Raw genomic sequence first — 20,878 nt, forward strand, 5'->3', positions numbered from 1 at the left:
GTGTCTTTTATTCTCAACGCCTTACAAAAATCGGAAGCCGAGCGCCGCGAGCAACAGCAAGCGCCGGACTTGTTAGCCATTCAAACACCGAGCACACCAGACAGCAGCGGAAACAGGTTGCCGAGGCGCTGGCAACTCTTGAGCGCGCTATTGCTCATTAGCGTAGTGGTGCTGGGCTACAAACTTTTAGTACAAACTTCACAACCAGCACCTCAAACTGTTCAGTTAACACAAGACACAGCCGCGAGCGCGCGAGCGCAACCAACTAACGCCGCCAAGAATATGGCGAGTACAGTGCCAGCAACGGACAATCAGCCAGCGAAAAGCCAAAGTTCAATTAACGATAACAAAACGCTCGATCATAACAGCGCAGGCAATAGCGAACCGCCTGCAACTAGGGCCTTATCAGACACTCTAAAAACGGTTGAAACTCCAACAACCAATGCACAGGTTATTGATCTCTATCAGCAACCTAGTGATTCAAGTGCCGAGCAAAGGTTAGCCGCGGCGTCGAGCTTGACCAATGAACAGCAGGCATTGGCAGAAAGAGCGCAGCAACTGAAGCGAGAAATGGCTGAACCGCAAATACCAGCCATTCACAATCTACCTCTGGCGCTACAAGATCGCCTACCCAAGATGGTCTACTCTGCGCACATATACTCTTCGGATGCCGATAGCGGCTTTGCCATTATCAATGACCGTAGACGCTACCGCGGCGATCAAATTTCACCGGGGTTAATTGTCGTCAGCGTCATGAGTACCGGTGTGGTGCTAACCTTTGAAGGCCATACCTTTCGGCTGGATGCGATGAAAAACTGGCCGCTGGAATAGCGCCAGAAAAATAATCTCCATTAAATTTAGACAGAGAAAAGTAACACCCCAAGTGTGATAACCACAGCGCCCATCAAATTGATGGCCAGCCCTTCCCTCGCCATACGCACGACCGTCACCTCGCCGGTACCAAACACTATGGCATTCGGCGCCGTGGCAACGGGCAGCATAAATGCGCAACTGGCAGAGAGTGCCGCGGGCAACATCAAAATGAGCGGGTCAACTTGCGCGCCAATAGCAGCGGCGGCAAGGATTGGCATCAACAAGGTAGTGGTAGCGGTATTGCTCGTGATCTCAGTCAGAAAGGTAACCGCCAAAGCAACACACAAAACTAACAGCCAAACCGGCAAATGAACTAGCGCGGTTAAATGTGTGCCAATGGCTGCCGATAAACCAGTCGCCGTAAAGGCCGATGCTAAAGCGATACCGCCGGCGAATAATATTAATACGCCCCAGTGAATTTGATTCGCCATATCCCAATCTAATAGCCGGCCCCCTTTACCATCGGAAATAACCGCTAAGGCAATGACGGCAGTTAACGCAACGGCGGCATAGTTTGCCGTGGGTAGGTCCAGCCATGTTTGCCAACCACCCACAGGTTCGGTTAGCGTCATCCAAGCAATTGCCGTAAAGGCAAACACATACAACACACGTTTTTCATCGGTACGCCACTGGCCAGGCGCAGGAAGCTGTAAAACGGAACGGGCATTAAGCTTGCGGGTTAGCCACCAAGCAGCCAAGGGCAACAACAAAGCGACAACCGGCAAAGCTTTCATCATCCAGCCAATAAAGCTGATACTCTCGCCGGTGGTGTTGGCGTAAACCTGCAAAAAAATTACATTGGGCGGCGTGCCAATGGGCGTGCCTAAGCCACCAATACTGCCCGCATAGGCAATACCTAACAACAGCGGCACGGTTAAACTTTTATCCTCTGCTTTTTCGATAATTGCAAGCGCCACTGGCAACAGCATCAGTACAGTGGCGGTATTTGAAATCCACATGGACAACAAGGCACTGGCAAGCATGAAGCCCCACACTAAACGGCGATAACTGCTACCACCACAGAGCCGCACCATAGCCAACGCTAAACGCCGATGCGCGCCACTTTTTTCCATGGCCTTGGACAACATAGCGCCGCCGGCCAACAATAAAATCAACGGCGAACCGTAGGCAAGCGCTACCTCTTTGCCATCCAAAATACCCAACAATGGGAACAATCCAAGTGGAATAAGCGAGGTGAGCGGAATAGGAATAGGTTCAAACACCCACCAGAGTGCACACACCACCGTTAACCCTGCCGTCATACAGGCGAGATGATTCCAGCCCGCGCTGTACATCCACAGACCTATAACAGCGCCCAGCAAAGGCGCCAGCCAAAGTAAGTGGGATTTGTTATTGGTTAAGGTCATAGGCTTTTTTGATGCTAGTTATTATTAAGAATTGACTACAAGCTACAAGGCGGGGGGCCGCCCCCTACAAGCTACAAGCTACAAGCTACAAGGCGGGGGGCCGCCCCCTACAAGCAAAGCGTAACAATGATTTTTTTACTGGGTTAGAAAACGTACTTAACTTCTCGCCAACCAAAATTGCTTGGCTACACGAGCACTGTGGCTAGCCCTATCCAGGGCAAACTGCCGCGCTTCTCTGTGTAAGGCATCCTGTTGCTCAGCGGTATATGCCATATCTGCAAAAAGATGATCAATCACCGCGAAGTATTCTTCCCAGTTAATCGGGTAAAAACTTAGCCATAGGCCAAAGCGATCGGCCAGCGATAGCTTCTCTTCCACTACATCGCCGTGGTGTAGCTCGCCATTGAAAATCTGCGTGCCGGCATTGTCGCTGTTGTGCTCAGGCATGAGATGACGTCTATTGCTAGTGGCGTAGATCAATACATTCTCAGGCGGTAATTCAATGGAGCCTTCCAGCACACTCTTCAAATGCTTGTAACCGCCCTCGCCAGACTCGAAGGACAAGTCATCACAAAAAATAATAAAGCGCTGTGGCAGTTCGCGAATATCGTCGACTATCTCCGGCAGATCGCCTAGATCGTCTTTATCCACCTCGATCACTCGCAAGCCATCGGCGACAAATTGATTGAGCAGCGCCTTGATCAAACTGGATTTTCCGGTGCCGCGCGCGCCCCACAGTAAAACGTTATTGGCTTTTTTGCCGCTCACGAAGCGCTGAGTATTTTCCACCACCGCTGCCTTTTGCCGATCTATACCTAAAAGATCATCGAGCACGATGTTATCCAAACAGGACACAGGCCGCAGCGCCGCGCGCTTAGCGCGCCAGATCGCCGCCTGAGTAGATAGCCAATCTATGCTCATTGCTGCATGATCTCCTGAATCGCTTCAACCAATGCTGTCATATTATCTTGCGAGCCAATACTGATACGTAAAAACTCACTAATTTTTGGCTTATTAAAATAGCGCACCAAAATATTTTTCTCGCGCAGCGCTTCGAACACTGTCTTCGCCGGTTTACTATTCGGTCGCGCAAATACGAAATTGGCCTGAGACGGCAATACAGTAAAACCCAACTGCTCAAGCTCGCGCACCGTATAATCTCGCGCCTGCATCACTTGTTGGCGCCCCCACTGAAAGTAGTCTTCATCGGCAAAGGAGGCCGCACCGGCAAGTTCTGCCAAGCGATCAATTGGGTAGGAGTTAAAACTGTTTTTAACCCGCGTTAACGCGTCAATTAAACCTGCAGACCCCACTGCATAACCGATACGCATACCGGCCAAGGCGCGCGATTTCGACGTGGTGTGCACAACCAATAAATTGTCAAATTCATTGACCAACGCTATGGCACTTTCACCGCCGAAGTCCACATAGGCTTCGTCGACTAACACCACGGAATCGCGGTTGTGATTTAACAGCTCGCGAATATCGCTTAGGGGAAGGCCCATTGCCGTTGGCGCATTGGGGTTGGGGAAGATAATGCCGCCGTTGGGACGCTGATAATCCGACAAGTGCAAACTGAAATCTTCGCGCAGCGGGATTTGCTCCGCTTTGATATCGTACAGGTCGCAATACACAGGATAAAAGCTGTAGCTAATATCCGGGTAAAGCAGCGGTAGCGCCTGTTGAAAGAAAGCAAAAAAAGCATGGGCCAGAACTTCATCGGAGCCGTTACCGACGAAGACTTGCGACGCGTCCACCTTGTAATAATGAGCGATCGCCGCGCGCAACAGCTGCGAGTTTGGATCGGGATAGAGGCGCAGCTTGTTAATTTCCGCAGCGGTGATCGCCTGTGCCACTTTGGGCGAGGGCGGAAAAGCGCTTTCATTAGTATTGAGTTTTATTAAGTTAGCCACTTGCGGCTGCTCACCCGGCACATAGGGTTCTAGCCGACTGACGGCAGGGCTCCACAACTTACTTCTATCCAGTGTCATAGTTTGGGTTTCTTAGGGTTAAGCCAAAATAAGGCTGAAAAGCGGCAGTATATCCCATGCAGGGTGCTTATTTAATGGCCGCAGCGGTAAAAGCCATCAGTTCTCACAGTCGTGCCAGGCGGCTATACTCCGAGGCCAAACTCATCGACAGGAAACCAGCAGGATGCCCCTCTTTATTATCATTATGCTATTACAAGTGCTCTTAATTGTGCACGCCATGAAAACTGGCCGTAATACGCTATGGATATGGGTGCTACTGATGGCACCCATGATTGGCGGCCTAGCCTACCTTATTGTCGAACTGTTGCCGGCTTGGAGCAGCAGTAATAGCGCCCAAAAAGCGCGCAAAAAAGTGCGCGACATCACCGATCCGCACCGCGATTTCCGCTTGGCCCAGGACAACTTAAAGCGCAATGAAACTATTCAAAACTTAGTTAATATGGCCAAGGAGTGCGCAGGTAAAGGCCTGTATAAAGATGCCGAAATGTTTTATGAACGGGCACTCAAGGGTATCTACCAAACTGATCCGATTTTGCTGGAAGGTTTGGCTGGCGTACAGCTTTTAGACCAGCGCTACGAAGATTGTAAACGCACCCTCAACAGCCTCATTCAACACAACCCCAACTTTCGCTCCAAAACTGGCCACGTGATGTACGCTCAATGCCTCTACCATTTAAAGGATATTGATGGCGCCAGCGAAGAGTTCGAGGCATTGAAAAAGTACCACGCCACGGCGCTGGTAAAATACCATTTGGGTGAGATTCGCCATCGGCAAAATCGCCCCACCGATGCCCTCAACGAATTTCGCAGCATCATCGAACAAGAAAACGCCTGGGACCCAAGCGGTAATGGCGATGAACAATGGCTGACAAAGGCGCAGGCGCGCATTGCAGAAATCACTAAAACAGTGCATTAGCTCGCTGAGTTGTTCCCCCCATCGCGCAGGCAAAGAAATGCCCGCGCGAGCACAGTAAAAGGAAAGGTGAGCGCGGCATAGGCGCGATGTTTTTCAATAACACGCTAGATATGCCATAGTAAAACCGCTGTCGAGCCTGCGACTTCAACCATTTGAACCAGCACGGAAAGGGAGATAGACGTGAATCAACTGACCGGTTTGCTTTCAGTCATGGTGGCGAGGGATGCATCAGACCTCTATATCAATGCCGACGCCCCACCCACTATCAAGGTTCACGGTAGCTTTCATACGGTATCTGGCCCGAGCTTAGATGTAACGCAAACCCAAGAGTTGATTAGCTCGGTACTCACCGAAACGCAGACAGAACAGCTGTATCGAGATAAAGGTTTAGATTTTGGCCTGAGCTTTGACCACATCGGGCGCTTTCGCATTAACGTGTATTTTCAGCGCGGCACCATGGCCATGGTGGTGCGTTACATCAAAGATGCAATTCCAAGCATCACAGACCTAGGCCTACCGGACATATTGCACGATCTCGCCATGGAAGAGCGGGGCCTGTTTTTTGTGGTGGGCGCAACCGGAACCGGCAAATCGACAACGCTAGCGGCGATGATCGACTATCGAAACGCCCATCGTCGCGGCCACATACTCACCATTGAAGACCCCATCGAGTTCACCCACCACTATAAACAGTCGGTGGTAAGCCAGCGCGAAATTGGCACAGACACCCACAGCTATGCCGATGCCCTGCGCTTCGGCCTGCGGGAAGCACCCGATGTCATTATGATCGGGGAAATTCGCGACACTGAAACGGCGCGGCAAGCGCTGCGCTACGCCGAAACCGGTCACCTCTGCCTGTCGACAATGCACGCCAACAACGCCAACCAAGCACTGGATCGCTTTTTAAATTTTTTCCCCGTGTCAGAGCAGTTTCGCATTCGCCAGGATTTGGCGCAGCACCTGCTCGGCATCATTAGTCAACGGGTTGCCATTAACCCTGAAGGCGAACGCGTCACGCCGGTGGAAATGATGATGAACACGCCGTTTATCGCCGGCCTGATCGAAAAAGGCGAAACCGAAAAAATAAAAGAGGCCATGGGCTCCAGCGACAGCAAAGATTGCCAAACCTTCGACGACTCACTGTATCAACTGATCAGCGCCAACAAAATAACCAAAGCAGAGGGCATGCGCATCGCCGATTCGCGCATCAATTTAGCGTTGCGCTTTAAGATGGGCGACAGCAAGAATGACAATCAATATCTCACGCCGCAAAAACATTGGCTGTCAAAATCTGCCGACTTTACTAAATATAAACGCGTCGCCATTCTCGCCAATCAAGCCAGCCTAAAGCGCAGGCCCGACATGGAAGCCGTACTGACCGAAGCCATCAAGCAAGGGATAAAAGAGCGCGGCTATAACTTGGTGACCAGCAAACCAGACCTGCTGATAAAATATGCCTTTGGATTACACCATGAAAAAGCATTGCGGCTACCCATAAATGAGCTGGAAGCGGACGAGACGGAGAGCTCTCACTTGGAGGGCGGCTTAGTCATCCAGGGTTACGATGGTAAAAGCGGCGAGATCATCTGGCACTTAGCCGCTAAACGCGCCATGGGAAAACAATTACACAGCCAACAGGAGATCAATATTGAAATCGCCAACTTGATGGCCTCACTGCCTTTGGCGCGCAATTAAAAGCTCGCAAAACACACAGTGAGTCTTAGGTCTTGGGTCTTAGGCCTTTGCGCACTCGCCTCATCCATTCACGCCCGACTTACAGCGCCAATCACAATTCGCAGCCAACTTTGCCACACTAAAGACTCACAAGCCTCTACCCCCGCATCATAGGCCAAGCCTTTGCCTAGCGAGTAGAAACCAGCACAACCTATCAGATCAATTTAAAACCATAAACTTAAGAGCCCTATTAAAACCGGTACCTACTTTGTATTTTGTAGTCGACAGCCTGTGCTTATACATTGACACTGTAAATTTTATAACCTTTTAATATCAATCACTTAAAACTGCTGCAGAAATATTTTAGCGGAAACATAGTCAGACCACTTGATCAGACCATAGGGGTTCATGGTATCTTGACCTTGACCTTGTTCACAAATTCGGGAATTCAGTAAATTAGTAGTCATGGCGAAAATATGTACAGCCATCTGACAAGTGCTTATACCTCTGACCCGCCCCTTAGCTAAAGCATGTTGAATAAAAGAAAGAATGAATCGAACAGTTAAAAGACAAGCTCCCGCCCTCTTAGCCTTGGCGCTGGTAACCGGCTCCGCCATTGCTACCGCCTCGAATATTAAAAACGCAGGCTTTGAGGAGGCTTGGCAAGACTGGTCCAAGTCCACCGGCGAGTTGTCGATTTCCAATGACGCGCGTACCGGCGCTCACTCGCTCAAGCTCAGCAGCCAAGGCGCCTTCGCGGCGCAAACCCTAAGCCTCGCGCCAAATACAAAGTACAGACTCAACGCCTATTTATTGGGCGCGGGTACGCTGGGGGTAAAGTCCGACGGCCACATGTACTTCGATCAACCGAAAAAGCGGGTGAAAGAGTGGACGCAGTTAGAAGTCATTTTCCAGTCTTCCGAAGTCGGCAGCGCCACGATTTTTGCCAGCTTTGCCGGCACAGAGGGGCGCTTTGACGACTTTAACCTAACCCCGATCGACGACATTAGCGCCTCTGTCAGCGCCAAAATTTTACCCAGCACCGCCGGTGGCACAGGCCTATCGCCAGATTTACCTCCAGGCAGGAATTTCGACCTGCTAGGTTGGTACCTCAACACCCCAGGTGATGAAAATAACGACGGCATCTGCGATCGCTTCGACGAAGTGGACTTAGCCAAAGGCGCCACGGATGCTCGCTACTTTTATACAGCCGCCGACGGCGGCATGGTGTTCAAGGCCACGGTCGCCGGCGCCAAAACCTCAAAAAACACCAAATTTACCCGCACCGAATTGCGCGAAATGCTACGCCGCGGCGATAAATCTATCAAAACCAAAGCAGACGGCGGCCCCAATAAAAACAACTGGGTGTTTTCATCGACCCCTACTCGTATTCATAAATTAGCTGGCGGTATCGATGGCCGAATGGAGGCGACACTGGCGGTAAACGCGGTCACCAGCACCGGCGATGCGGGCCAGGTAGGTCGCGTAATTATTGGCCAAATCCACGCCGATAAAGATGAGCCCGTGCGAATTTACTACCGCAAGCTACCAAACAATAATCGCGGCTCCATCTATTTCGCACACGAACGCTCGCGCGGACACGGCGAAGAACAATTTATCGAGCTTATTGGCAGCAAATCTAACTCTGCGCCAGATCCAGAGAACGGCTTCGCCCTGAACGAAAAGTTTTCCTATGTGATCGATGTAAAAGGCAACACGCTGTTAGTTGAAATCAGCCAAAACGGCAAAACGCTAGCCAGCAAAACCGTTGACATGACTCACAGTGGCTATGACGTCGCCAGCGATTACATGTACTTCAAAGCGGGCGTGTACAACCAAAACAGCACCGGCAATCCAGACGATTTTGTCCAGGCAACTTTTTACCGATTGAACACATCACACACTGGCTACCAGCCATAACGAAGTCGCGCAGTATCACTTAACTAAAAAGCAACACCACGAGCAATAAAATAGAGGACAATAACAATGTATAAGCAAACACTTTTATCTCTCGCAATCACCGCGATGCTAGCGGGTTGTGGCGGTGGCGATAAAGCACCCAGCAACCAAAGTGGCATGGTTACCGTTACTGGCACCCCGAGCGTGGGGGCAACCTTAACGGCCACCGTGGAAGATCCGGATGGCGTGGTTGAATCGTCCATCATTTACGCTTGGTATGCCAATGGCGCACTGATCGCCGACGCGACAGGGCAAACCTACGTAGTTACCGCCAGCGACATTGGCAAGGAAATTACCGTTATTGTCGGCTACCAAGGCAACAATGGCGTACGCGAATCGCAAACCTCTGCACCGGTAGCGGAAATTCCCGTAACGGTAACCGTTGCAGCTACCTTTATTCACGGCTTGGTGACTGGCGGTGATTGTAGCGTTTTTGCAGTGACCGAGGCTGGCGCAAAAGGCGCAGAACTGGCATCGGCAACCACCGCAAACGGTGCTGTCTCCTTTGGTAACGTAGAACATGACGGCTACGGCTTAATCGAGTGCAGCGGCGGCACTTACGTCGACGAAGCCTCTGGCAGTACCTTAACTGCGCCCTTAACCCGCGCCGTGGTTGATATGAGTGAAGGCGGTGATTTCGTCGTGTCACCCTTGACCGAAATGGCGGTGCAATTGGCTGAAGCCGATGCAGCCGGCTTAAGCTCGGCATTAACAACCTACAACGATTTAGTAGCGGAAAAGTTTGGCCTGGCCTCGATCGACATCACCACCGTACAGCCAACCAACCTGCAAACAACCGCTGCTGCAAATGATGCAGCCGGCAAATACGCCACCGTGATCGCGCTGATTTCTCAAGTGGACGAAAACGAAGCCGGTACTGCCGCAGATGTGGTTGATGACTTTGCCACTGATCTTTCTGATGGCGAACTTTCAAGCACGTCTATTCAGCTTCTCGCAGCCGCTGAAGCGGACTTACCAACATCATCAGTTTCTGCAAATCTTAATCAAGCAGCGCTTGATGCTATTTCTGTTGACGTTGGCATGACTAACACACCCGGTACTGTAGCGATTCAAGGCTCTGCCAGTGTTGGTTCTACTTTAACGGGGGTTGTTACCGATGCTAACGGTTTCGGTACTGTTAGCTACCAGTGGTCGGCCAATGGCGTACCGATCGATTCTGCCATCGAGTCGGCGTTAATTCTTGATGGCTCGGTATTGGGCGATACGATTACGCTATCTGTGACCTATACCGATAATTCAGGATTTAGCGAGCAAGCAACGTCTGCTGGGGTTGGACCAGTAACAACAGTTGCAACCAACACGCCTGGAGTAGCGGGGAGTATTACGGGTGTGCTGACTGTGGGCCAAGCTCTCAGTGTTGCAGTTCCCACCGATGCCAATGGTATTAGCGGCTCAGTCACCTATCAATGGCAAGCAAACGGTCAGGATATTGCCGATGCTAACGCTCAATCTTATATGCTATCGCCCGCAGAGGTAGGTGCAGCTATTTCGGTTTCAGCGTCCTATAGCGATGACGACGGCTTCGATGAAGAGGTTACCTCTACTGCTTCAGGCATCGTTTATAGCGCTCGCGTTAGCAACCAAGCTGAACTGGCCACTGCTGTGGCTGCTGCTGCCTCAGGTGATTTAATTGGCTTACAAGTAGGTAACTACACCGATATGGCCGCGCTTACCGTAGGTTCAGGAGTTACGCTGCAGGCAATAAGCGGGCAAGTGCCTGTTATTTCTGGAAACACCTGTATTGAGTTAGCATCAGAAGCAAAAATTGATGGCCTTACTTTCTCAGCCTTAAATACTGTTGCAGGCAGCAGCTGTGCGGGTAATGGTCCATCTTCAGTTTATATGAATGGTAATGGCGCGCAGTTAGTTAACAGCACCTTCACCGGCGAAGCGACAGCCGCAGCGAGTGGTAATCACTTCGTGTCGGTTAAAGGCTTCCAAGCATTGATTGAACGCAACAGCTTTGCTGCTAAAGACCAAGCCAAAGAGGGTTCTTTCATTTCTATTTACGCCAACAGTACGGCCAATAGTAATGAAGGGCATACCATCCAATACAACATTTTCAAAGATTCAGTACCCGTGTCAGCTGGTTCTAACAACTCCTCTGGCTACGCCATTCAAGTTGGCCGCTCAACCGGTAGCGATGGTAAGGAAGACGGTTTAAACATAATTCAGTACAACCTGTTTAGTAACATTCTAACAGATCGCCGAATAATTAAAGTGCAGTCCACTGGCAATACGATTCACGGCAATACGATTCTTGGCTCCTCTGGCATGATTGCCTTTGAGGATGGTTATAACAATACCGCGTCCAGCAACATCATTATTTCCGACGGTGATGACACTGAGGATGGTGGTATTTCTTTTGCGCAACTCGGACATACTATTGTTGATAATTACATTAACAACCTCCGTACCACATCGAGTGATCGCGCGGCCTTGCACATCAATGCTGATCCATTGAGCGGCAGTGGTAACGGCGCATTACTTGCGACAGCTGGGCTAGACTTCACCCTAACAGTTGCTCGCAATACGATAGTGAATGCACAACGTGCAATCCAGTTTAAGGACACAGATTGTGGATTGGGCGCAACAATACTGGATTTTGATAGTAACCTCGTTGCTAACCAAACATCGGGTAACTCTATCAACGGCAATACCAATGGTTCAGGTCGCACAGTGGTTTACGATGAGCTATTCGTTACAGCAGGTTGCGCATTGGATGCCACATCGGACTTTGATAACAACCATTTCTATTCACAGACGCTTGCACAAAGTACGTTTAACTTTAACGGCAAGCTAAATCTGGATGGCAACTTATTCGATGTGCAGGACGGTGCAACACTTACCGCACCAAATGCCAACAACATGGTGGAAGGTAGCGGCGTTGATGCCAATATTGGTGCAGACATTGATGCACTAACGTTCATTACGTCAGACATGGTTGGTCCTGGCAGTACCTGGACAGCTACACAGCCTTAATCTGCTCGTTAGTAGATGAGAAGGCGCCCAATCTCATTGGGCGCCTTTTTTATTGCCCTCTGTTCTAACCACTCCCTCTGTGTACTTTATTTCACCGGTAAATACCTATACCCTCCTTTTTGGGGCTTGGGCCTTTTTCGGCCAGCGGGCATACCTATCAATCACGCCTATCAATTTAGTAAAGTGAACCGGGGCCATCAGTACTCATGCGGAAAAAAGCCGGGCGATATTCCCTTGGTTGGCCATTTAGGATGGCACTACTTATTTTCGCCTCCACTTCCGCTCTGTCCAGCGAGCTAGAGCTCAATCAACTGCGCTATATCACCGAACATAGCCCGCCTTTTAACTATGTCGAGGCAGGTCAACTTAAGGGCCCTGCGGTAGACTTATTATTGCTGGCAAGCCAAAAAGCCGGCAGCCCAGTGGCGCGTAAAGATATCTTGCTCCAACCTTGGGCTAGGGCTTACCGCAATGCGCTTGAAGGTCCAAATACGGTACTTTTCAACACTATTCGCACAGACGCGCGCGACAAACTCTTCAAATGGGCGGGGCCGACGGGATCGGAAAAATATGTACTGATTGCAGAGAAAGCGCGAAACATTGTTATTCGTACCCGTGCAGACCTAACCCAATATCGTCTAGGTGCGGTGCGAGATGATGCCGGTGAATCCTATTTACGCGAACTACACATACCGTCAAAAAATATTACCCTTGCAACAAATGTCAACAACCTCGGTAAAATGCTGAAAGCCGGCCGCATTGACATGTGGGCCTTCGGCGAAGATGGCTGGCGGCAGAGCCTTGAAGACTCCGCGATAAAGCCCGCCAACTATGAAGCGGTGTATATGCTTAAAAAAAATGATTACTACTTTGCCTTCAGCCTCGATGTAGAAGATCGGCTGGTGCAACAAATGCAAGACGCCATTGATATGGTCAAGCGAGAACAGGCCAAAAAGTCTTTTACCAACTAAGCTTCTAGGCCACTTATTGCAGTGTGAACGCCCAGCCGAAGCGTTTTCCGATCCAAAAAGTCCTCACGCCAGAAACGTTAGCGTTTAATGTCTTTTATCCGCCTTAGAAAATAAAAAATTACATTTTTTCTAATTTCTAGACGACTTCTCCCAAAGCATTAATTCTCCAACGAAAATGTCAACCCAGCGTGAGCTTCCAATCGCTCTATCAATCGTTCTCCAAGAGCCGATGCCGGTGTCCAAAGGCCGCCCGGCACGGACGCCGGATTTTTTAGCAGTGCAATAGCACATTCACTGATCATCTTACTGGTGGAGCCATAGCCAGGATCTTTATCGCCTTTCACGCAGGCTTTTAGCACCTGACCTTCCTCGCCGCGGCCGACAAAGAGCAGGTCATAAAAGCCAGTCTCCCGCTCTTCTTTAGTGGGTCCTTCACCAGGTTGCATGGGACTTTTAGCCATGGATTTATCTGCCGCAACGGCTTTAGCCGTCATCTCGCCCTTTTCACCTGGGCCAGTCAATAACATCTCATCGTAAACAAAATTTTCACCATAGCGATGAGCCAATAACAAATTCGAGCGATGAATATTTTTGGTATTAATTGTCGCCATCACAAAGGGCGCCGACCAGCTGTTTAAATCCGGCTCAAATATTGGCGCCATACCCGTGGGCTGTTCTGGGCCAATGAATCTTTCTGTTAGCGCAAAGGGGTCGGTTAACACCTTGACCAACTCCGGCTTCTGCGCCGCCGCTTTCATTGTCAATCGAAAACTTTCTAGCGTGCCGCCCGAGAATGTTCCCTTCATGGCGCGCACCCTTCCCTTCACTCGAGCCAAGGGCTTACCCCACTTTTTCAGTGCTGCCAACTGCAGAAATAAAACGCCAAGATCAAAGGGCACAGAGTCGAAACCACAGGAAAATACAATGCGCGCACCGCTCGCCTTGGCTGCGGCGCCATATTGGGCAATCATCTCGTGCATCCACGCCGGCTCGCCACATAAATCGACGTAATCAGTTCCCACCTCACAACAGAGCCCAACCAGCTCCGAACCATACTTTTGATAGGGCCCCACCGTAGTTAGGATCACTTGCGTTTGCGCCACTAAAGATTTTACTGATTCAACATTGCCAGCATCTGCCACAACCAAAGGTATGCCTTTAGGAATACCCATTTCATCTCTTACCTGCTCTAGCTTTGCTCGGCTACGGCCAGCCATAGCCCATTTAACATCACCATTCACGCCGTAGCGCTGATTTAAATACTCACACACGAGGCGACCGGTATAACCGGTTGCACCGTATACCACCAAACCAAATTCGCGTTTTCCTGTCATACAGTCACCTACTATTTAAAATGTTAATGTTATAAATGAGTTAACCAAAAAACCCGATTCTTCTATCAACAGACAAGGTCAAATAAAGTAGCTAGGGTAAAAACAATTTATGCATCATCGCATAGGCCAAAACCAATAAGAAATAATGAAATAAAATGGGCTGTTATCAATCTACGTGATAGTTAATCATTCTAGGGCGGCCCACTACTGGCGCTTGAGCAAGCGTACCAATCTGTATCGAGGCTACGCGCCTGAAATACAAAATAAAGCCCATTTTGTGATTTGGTAGGTAGGCGGAACGAGCACCTGAGCACATCTCCTATCATTGCTCAAAAAAAACACACTCACGCCTTAAGTTCATAATTACCATATCGATCTACTTTTAACGTTTTGGGTCAATCTAGATTAACGCCCCATTTCAGATAAGGATTTACTATGAAACCCACTCGCGACCTTCTCTCTGGTTTATTTGTTGGCAGCCTTATTATGCTGGCCGCCAATTACAGTTATGCCGTTGACCAATGCAACTTCACCAGCCAATGCAAAACACAGTATGGACCGATAGCAACCGACTGTGCCGATAGCTACTCTGATCACAGTGTATGTATGTGCGGCTCTCAACCCTGCGACAGCATCGAGCCCAGCGCGCCTACCTTCGCAGTACCGGGCCAAATTGAAGCGGAAGATTACCACCGTTACTTTGATACAAGCACAGGAAACAATGGCGGACAATACCGCACCGACAATGTCGATATAGAAAAAACAACCGACCTAAACGCAGGCTTTAATGTGGGCTGGGTAGACGGCAATGAATGGCTAGAGTACGACATAAATGTACTCAACAGTGGCGCTCATAAAGCGACCATTCGCGCAGCATCCAAGCCTGGCAATGGTATGTTTACCTTAGCGATAGATGGTACTAACCGCACCAATGCGATCGCAGTGGCAGCTACTGGGGGCTGGCAACAATGGCAAAACCTACAGGCTGAATTAGGCGAATTGACAGCCGGTAAGCACACCTTACGACTCAACGTCTTAGCGGGTGGCTTTAACATCAACTGGATTGATGTTCAAAAAACAACAGACACAGACAATGGTTCGGTCATGCTCGGAAAATTTAATACATCGAAAGATTTATTACTGGGCCACTTTGACAGCAAACCAGATCCTGATGATATCCATGCAGTAGCAGGCCTTGGAACTATGTTAAAAGACCCACGTTTTTCAAAGGTAAAGTACCATGCGGTATCCGGCGCCTATGGCATACAGGGCGGCAACTATATTGAGGCCAACAACTTATTTAACTTGGCTTTTGGCGCTAACAACTGGTCGAATGCCCACCTAAATTGGAGTAAAGCGCTGGATGAAACCACCAGCAAAGTCAAAGCAACACTCACAGCTAACGGTGACATCTGGATTCAAGAAGCGGGTCAATCTGATTTTACTGCAGATCTGGTCAAACGTATTAAAGCGCAAATGCCCAGCATCAACACTAAAACCCGTATTCACGTGATTCAACATAGCCAATGGAACGAAGATAAAACAACCCCTGAAGACCTCAGTTATGTAAAACAAAACACTGACTACCAAAAAATTGACGATGGCAATTCAACCAATAATGCAACGCCCGGCTTTAACACAAAGGACGGGAGCTATTGGGTCTCGGCCACATCCAATGTATCCGTTGGCAAGCTTTGGACTGAAGCGAAAAAAGTGGCGGATGCCAGTATAGAAAACCACGTCGGCTGGGTTAACCCCACCATACGAGATGGCGGCTTTGATTTTTCAGATGTAGTGGAAGACACATGGATATTCGGCTTCAACAACCTGAAAAATACTGAAGGCTTCTTTAATGAATTTTTAAACTAATATCTTTATTAGTCACTACTGCACAATGCCTATCACGCCAATTGCTCGCCCTGACTTTTGGCGTGATTTTCTTAACCAGCCAAGACTAATATATCTATTTATCGCCCATCCACGCTAAATATAAACAGCTTCTCACGCCAACACTACAATTTCATTTTGCTCTGGCTCTATCGCGCCAACAGAACTGGCTCTATATCGACTCCCGCTTTACCGTATTATTTTAAGTATCTGCCCAGCTCGGCTATGCCTTATCAGCCGCTGGTCTATTGTTTGGCACTAAGGTTTAGAACTAAGGTTTAGAGCTAAGACGCCAGTGATATAGCTGCTGCATTCATCGCAACTAGATCTTAACTCCAAACTTGCCCATTTCAATAGGCTGGCAGATAAACATCATAGCTTTTAGCAGCGGAATAGGTTGTACCCACGCTCAGCTACCCGACAAAGCGCAAAATAATTTTAATTAGCGAGAGATCCAGATGAAAAAATTAGCCTTACTGGCGAGTGGGGTGATGCTTTTAGCCACCAGCCTCGTTCATGCCGATACAATCTTTTCCGATAATTTTCAGGACGCCAACATCGACGGCTGGGCAACTAGCGGTAGCGGTGTAGCAGTCGCCAGTTTGTACGGTTCGAATTATTCTCTACGGGTATCCTATCGAAAAAGCGCCACCGCTGCGATTTCAACCGCTGGCTACAGCGGCGTCACATTAGCTGCAGACTTAGCTGCCTATTCGTTAGAATATAACGATTATTGTTATGCCGAAGTGTCCGTCGATGGCGGCTCGAATTGGACTAACTTGATTACCGTCGCCAACGGCAGTGACGACTCCGCTTTCAGATCCTACGACGGCTCGCCTGTCGGCGCCGACAACAACAGCGCCATGCAGGTGCGCGTGCGCGCCTATGGCAATGCTTACAACGATTACTGCTACCTAGACAACGTCCTTGTACAAGGCACCCCAAGTGGAAGCAGCGGTGCGCCAGACATAGACGTCACCGGTAACGGCGCACTGGGTTCGGTGAATGTGGGGGCAAGTAATGACAGCGTCATCACAGTGACCAATACCGGCAATGCCGACCTTCTCATCGGCACCACTATCGGCCTTGCCGCCCCCTTTAGCATCAGCCAAAATAATTGCGCCAACACCACCCTCGCCCCCGCCGCCAGCTGCACACTAACCACAAGTTTCTCACCCACCAGCGCTGGCTCCTTTAGCGACGCCCTGTTAATTAACTCTAACGATAGCGATGAGCCAGTGGTCTCTGTCGCCCTTACCGGAACCGGTATCGACAACAGCTCGACCTGCGCCTATGACTGCCTCACCGGTAATGGCAGCGTTAGCCGAAGCACGGTAACTTATGCCAACCTTACCGGCTCACCCGGTAACGGCAGCCTGGTCAATTACAGCGGCTTTGCGCTGCCAGCGAACGCTGCCAACCCAAGCAACACCTTTGAGGGCAGCTTGGTTTTCACCGGCACTCAAAGAGGCTGGAGCAGCATCACCGATCCCTACGCCTACGCCACGCTGAGCGGTGTTAAGCAACTGCCCAACTTCAACTACCAGTTCGTACAACACGGCACCCATATCATTCCGGTACAGCGCGGCCTCATTCAAAATGGTACGGCACTCGGCCAGTGGGATTTAATCTTAGAACCCGGCCGCGTGTGGGACGAAACCAGCGACAATGGCTATAGCCGCGCCGCCATTCCCTTTGCGCTGACCGAATACAATCAGAACTGTACCCACAACGGCGTATTAACTTTCCTGTTTAACGACAGCGGCAGCATCTCCAATGTTCAATATCAAATAGCCGCTGAAACCTGTAACTACTACCAATTCAATATGTACGGCCGGCTCGCCGCCAGCTACAACAAAACAACGGTTAGTAATGCCAGCGCCATTAAAGCGGCCTATGAAACTGAAGTTGCCAACCGCATGCCGATGAAAGCGATCAGCGCCTTGGCAACGGATTATCCCAGCGCGGGAATCACGGTGAGCAATATTGGCAGTGATCAAACCGCAAGCGCCATGACACTCTACGGCGTGTCCTACAATGGCGTTCACTATGTGGGCGGCTGTGCTACCCGCTACGGCGACTTCCCCTTCTGCGACGTTATGAGCGTGCCATCCTACTCGACCGCCAAATCAGTGGTCGGTGGTATCGGGTTGATGCGCCTTGAACAAAAATATGCAGGCACTCAGCGGGCCGCGCTAGTAAAAGACTATGTGCCAGAGTGCAGCAACACCACTAAGTGGGGCAGCGTTACGCTCGAAGATGTGCTCGACATGGCCACCGGTAACTACACCTCATCTAGCTACGAATCCGATGAAAGTAATTACGCGGTCGACTGGCTTTACAGCAATACTCACAGCGGCAAGATAGACATTTCGTGTAACTATTACAGCCACAAGACCAATCCCGGCACCACTTGGGTCTACCATTCATCCGACACTTACATTCTTGGGCGCGCACTTAACGATTATGTGCAAGATCAAGAGGGGTCGAGCAAAGAATTTTTCGCCGACATGTTAGTGCCCGATGTATTCGAACCGCTCGGTGTTAGCCCATCACTCTCCAAGAGCATCCGCACCCGCGATACCACCGCCGCCGCCGTCACCGCATTAGGTTTGTTTTATCATCGCGACGACGTGGTAAAAATTGCCAACATGCTCAATAACGACAACGGGAAAATTAACGGCGTGCAGGTTTTAGATGCGACCATGGTTAACGCCAGCCTACAACGCAGTGCCGGCGATCGAGGCCTGCCCACAGACCCATCGCAGCCCACCTCTACCAGCCAATACAACAACAGTTTCTGGGCCTACGATTTGAATGCTTCCACCACGGTCACTAACTGTACGTCAGAAACATGGATTCCCTATATGTCTGGCTACGGCGGTGTGGGCATTCAAATGCTGCCCAACGGCATGACCTACTATTTCTTTAGCGACGGCCTTGAATACGGTTTTACAAAAACGCTCAAAGAATTGGATAAAATTAGCCCGATATGTAATTAATCCTCCCGCACAAAAAAGCCTACACTATGTGCGATGCTGTCCCACAGTTATGTCGCGGGGGAGTTTGGTGCCCGCACTAGCGACCGTCACCCGCATGGGTTGATATCGCTAATAGGCAAAGCATGCTTTGCAGCGATAGCAACGCCCACAATGTGTCATTGTGGGCCGGTCCCAAAGGGCGGGTGTTGAGACTACATGGATGTATTCACGTCGTGTCGCTAGTGCGGGCACCAAGCTCATGTCCAAGTATACGCCGAGATGTCGCATCTATTGTGAGACTTAAAGCCTAACGATGGTCATATCGTTTTTGTGGGACAGCAGTGACACAATGTGGGCTTTTTTGCGCCTGTACTGTAACAAGTAAAAAAATGGATACCAAAAGTCCCTACGAACTGCAGCTACACCTACAATATGTAATAGACTTGAAAATAAATAATATGTTTGCTTTCAATAGAGCTCAGCGAGTAACTGCTCAAATGCCTCTGCGCGCTCAGGAGGTGTAGTAGAAAGCACGCCGTGTGCCTGGAGTATCGCGAGTAATTTTCTGGGCACTAGGTTTTTATTTCCCACTATTTCTACATGACCAGCATCAACCTGAACACCGGTGGTATTTACATCACTATCAATTTTAGGATGATACTGTTCTGCCAAATCAAAAACATAGTCACTCTCAATACATTTACCGTCAGCATCCGCTCTTCGGCAGGCATCTTTTTCATTGGTAACTATTTTTAAGTAGCGTTCTACTGATGGTACTAGGGGCTTAGGGTTGCGAATGAAATCTGACGAAGAAGTAATCTCGAACCAATTATCACCCGTCACCAACCAGCAAATACCCGGCACTATTCCAATACTCAACCAATGCAGCGGCTCAATACCACACTGTCCAGCCACTGCGATCCCCGATACTGGTGCCGATACAGTAACCAAGTCTAATGTTTTATTATTTACATCGCCTGACTTGGTATAAGTTTCCTCCAACGCCTTGCGCGCAATAAGGCCGCCCATGCTATGACCAACAATGGAGATGCTATTGTTATCCATGACTTGGGTTAATTCGTTAAGGGCAGTGGCCAACTGTTCGGCATTGGACACTAAACTCTTTCTATCATCGTAACTAAAACATATCGCCTGCTGGCCGTGAAATGCATAAAGCTGTGCGAGAGACCTAAACCGACCGGCAGACCCATTGCAGCCATGCACTAAAACCGTGATCGGCGAATGCGAATCAATACGTATAGAGGCGTCCACGGCATCTGTGCATGAACTGAGACCGGCTATCGATACGGTTTTATTTGGCGAAGATAAACGCGAGCTATCAAGTGGCTGCGCATCGGGAACATACAGCGCGGAAGACGTACACCCAACCAACAGCATCACCGAAAAAAAGTAGCACCACCTCATCAATCAAATTCTCCTATCCGAACACAATCAGCTCTGTTATTCCGACAAATTCTATAGCAAACGCTGCGCGATAAACACACAACCCACGCCCGGGGCCCAAATAGGGAAAACAAGCTAACGCCAAAAGGTGATGAGCGATGAAAGAAAGCCAGAACCTTAAACACACGCCCATTAATGCTTACCTGAGAGAAACAACGGGACCACCGATAAAAAACCGCAGCTTGGCGAAAGTGACCTCTTTGTAGGCACAAGAACTAAACTCGCCTAACACCAAGGCAATACCAATGCTGAACTCGCGCAAGGCCCAACTTCATGCACAGGGCCAGGCTGATTCCACAGACATCACCGGCGGATGGCGATGTGTCAGACCAATTACTCAACCATGCACACCGATAGCCAAACGAAGCACAATCCGTTTTAGCTGGAAAAATTGATCAGACCACTACCTTTAAAAGCCTAAGATTTGTAGGCCAATATATTTTTACCTAACCTAACAT

General features: G+C 49.6%; 14 protein-coding genes. 8 read left to right on the plus strand and 6 right to left on the minus strand.

Annotated features, from left to right (window positions below):
- Positions 1–831, plus strand: a complete 831-nt coding sequence (locus QWY82_RS18185) for a general secretion pathway protein GspB (protein ID WP_290265215.1) — start codon at positions 1–3, stop codon at positions 829–831.
- Between the two features lie 26 nt (positions 832–857).
- On the opposite strand, the gene QWY82_RS18190 is transcribed toward QWY82_RS18185, so the two are convergent.
- The 3 genes from QWY82_RS18190 to hisC form a co-directional block, all read right to left on the minus strand.
- A complete protein-coding gene (locus QWY82_RS18190; protein WP_290265217.1) occupies positions 858–2,240 on the minus strand; it encodes an SLC13 family permease in 1,383 nt (460 codons plus the stop codon).
- A 156-nt stretch (positions 2,241–2,396) separates the two neighbouring features.
- The gene (locus QWY82_RS18195; protein ID WP_290265218.1) at positions 2,397–3,161 is read right to left on the minus strand and encodes an ATP-binding protein; all 765 of its coding nucleotides are present in this window, start codon (positions 3,159–3,161) and stop codon (positions 2,397–2,399) included.
- On the minus strand, positions 3,158–4,231 hold the full coding sequence (gene hisC / locus QWY82_RS18200; RefSeq protein WP_290265220.1) for a histidinol-phosphate transaminase: 1,074 nt from the start codon (positions 4,229–4,231) through the stop codon (positions 3,158–3,160). The genes QWY82_RS18195 and hisC overlap by 4 nt, the downstream gene beginning before the upstream one ends.
- 163 nt (positions 4,232–4,394) lie before the next feature.
- Between hisC and QWY82_RS18205 the strand changes: the two genes are divergently transcribed.
- Together QWY82_RS18205 and QWY82_RS18210 are read left to right on the plus strand one after the other, a co-directional pair.
- Positions 4,395–5,147, plus strand: a complete 753-nt coding sequence (locus QWY82_RS18205) for a hypothetical protein (protein ID WP_290265222.1) — start codon at positions 4,395–4,397, stop codon at positions 5,145–5,147.
- A 180-nt stretch (positions 5,148–5,327) separates the two neighbouring features.
- On the plus strand, positions 5,328–6,842 hold the full coding sequence (locus QWY82_RS18210) for a PilT/PilU family type 4a pilus ATPase (protein ID WP_290265224.1): 1,515 nt from the start codon (positions 5,328–5,330) through the stop codon (positions 6,840–6,842).
- 320 nt (positions 6,843–7,162) lie between these two features.
- On the opposite strand, the gene QWY82_RS18215 is transcribed toward QWY82_RS18210, so the two are convergent.
- Positions 7,163–7,309: a hypothetical protein gene (locus QWY82_RS18215; protein ID WP_290265226.1), complete on the minus strand. Its 147-nt coding sequence runs from the start codon at positions 7,307–7,309 to the stop codon at positions 7,163–7,165.
- 61 nt (positions 7,310–7,370) lie between these two features.
- On the opposite strand from QWY82_RS18215, the gene QWY82_RS18220 reads away from it, so the two are divergent.
- The 3 genes from QWY82_RS18220 to QWY82_RS18230 all read left to right on the plus strand — a co-directional run bounded on the left by QWY82_RS18220 (position 7,371) and on the right by QWY82_RS18230 (position 12,754).
- Complete coding sequence (locus tag QWY82_RS18220) at positions 7,371–8,741, plus strand: polysaccharide lyase family 7 protein (protein ID WP_290265228.1); 1,371 nt, start codon at positions 7,371–7,373, stop codon at positions 8,739–8,741.
- 66 nt (positions 8,742–8,807) lie between these two features.
- Positions 8,808–11,783, plus strand: coding sequence for a chondroitinase-B domain-containing protein (locus QWY82_RS18225; RefSeq protein ID WP_290265230.1), 2,976 nt, complete (start codon positions 8,808–8,810; stop codon positions 11,781–11,783).
- Between the two features lie 251 nt (positions 11,784–12,034).
- On the plus strand, positions 12,035–12,754 hold the full coding sequence (locus tag QWY82_RS18230; protein ID WP_290265232.1) for a substrate-binding periplasmic protein: 720 nt from the start codon (positions 12,035–12,037) through the stop codon (positions 12,752–12,754).
- Positions 12,755–12,912: 158 nt separating this feature from the next.
- Here QWY82_RS18230 and QWY82_RS18235 read toward each other — a convergent pair whose 3' ends face one another.
- A complete protein-coding gene (locus tag QWY82_RS18235; RefSeq protein WP_290265233.1) occupies positions 12,913–14,088 on the minus strand; it encodes a saccharopine dehydrogenase family protein in 1,176 nt (391 codons plus the stop codon).
- Between the two features lie 435 nt (positions 14,089–14,523).
- Between QWY82_RS18235 and QWY82_RS18240 the strand changes: the two genes are divergently transcribed.
- Positions 14,524–15,957 carry a carbohydrate-binding protein gene (locus tag QWY82_RS18240; RefSeq protein ID WP_290265235.1) on the plus strand — a complete coding sequence of 478 codons (1,434 nt, stop codon included), beginning with the start codon at positions 14,524–14,526 and terminating at the stop codon, positions 15,955–15,957.
- Between the two features lie 476 nt (positions 15,958–16,433).
- The gene (locus QWY82_RS18245; protein WP_290265236.1) at positions 16,434–18,977 is read left to right on the plus strand and encodes a choice-of-anchor D domain-containing protein; all 2,544 of its coding nucleotides are present in this window, start codon (positions 16,434–16,436) and stop codon (positions 18,975–18,977) included.
- 447 nt (positions 18,978–19,424) lie between these two features.
- Here the strand turns inward: QWY82_RS18245 and QWY82_RS18250 are convergent, their stop codons facing one another.
- The gene (locus tag QWY82_RS18250; RefSeq protein WP_290265238.1) at positions 19,425–20,381 is read right to left on the minus strand and encodes an esterase/lipase family protein; all 957 of its coding nucleotides are present in this window, start codon (positions 20,379–20,381) and stop codon (positions 19,425–19,427) included.
- Between the last annotated feature and the right edge of the window lie 497 nt (positions 20,382–20,878).

Origin of the sequence: Simiduia curdlanivorans, assembly GCF_030409605.1 — a bacterium.
Lineage (GTDB): Bacteria > Pseudomonadota > Gammaproteobacteria > Pseudomonadales > Cellvibrionaceae > Simiduia > Simiduia curdlanivorans.

Bases quoted from the DNA above. Each gene is read 5' to 3' on its own strand.
- QWY82_RS18195 (WP_290265218.1), bottom strand. From the start codon at position 3,161: ATGAGCATAGATTGGCTATCTACTCAGGCGGCGATCTGGCGCGCTAAG.
- QWY82_RS18235 (WP_290265233.1), bottom strand. From the start codon at position 14,088: ATGACAGGAAAACGCGAATTTGGTTTGGTGGTATACGGTGCAACCGGT.
- QWY82_RS18240 (WP_290265235.1), top strand. From the start codon at position 14,524: ATGAAACCCACTCGCGACCTTCTCTCTGGTTTATTTGTTGGCAGCCTT.
- QWY82_RS18250 (WP_290265238.1), bottom strand. From the start codon at position 20,381: ATGAGGTGGTGCTACTTTTTTTCGGTGATGCTGTTGGTTGGGTGTACG.
- hisC (WP_290265220.1), bottom strand. From the start codon at position 4,231: ATGACACTGGATAGAAGTAAGTTGTGGAGCCCTGCCGTCAGTCGGCTA.
- QWY82_RS18220 (WP_290265228.1), top strand. From the start codon at position 7,371: ATGAATCGAACAGTTAAAAGACAAGCTCCCGCCCTCTTAGCCTTGGCG.
- QWY82_RS18205 (WP_290265222.1), top strand. From the start codon at position 4,395: ATGCCCCTCTTTATTATCATTATGCTATTACAAGTGCTCTTAATTGTG.
- QWY82_RS18245 (WP_290265236.1), top strand. From the start codon at position 16,434: ATGAAAAAATTAGCCTTACTGGCGAGTGGGGTGATGCTTTTAGCCACC.
- QWY82_RS18190 (WP_290265217.1), bottom strand. From the start codon at position 2,240: ATGACCTTAACCAATAACAAATCCCACTTACTTTGGCTGGCGCCTTTG.
- QWY82_RS18225 (WP_290265230.1), top strand. From the start codon at position 8,808: ATGTATAAGCAAACACTTTTATCTCTCGCAATCACCGCGATGCTAGCG.
- QWY82_RS18215 (WP_290265226.1), bottom strand. From the start codon at position 7,309: ATGGCTGTACATATTTTCGCCATGACTACTAATTTACTGAATTCCCGA.
- QWY82_RS18230 (WP_290265232.1), top strand. From the start codon at position 12,035: ATGGCACTACTTATTTTCGCCTCCACTTCCGCTCTGTCCAGCGAGCTA.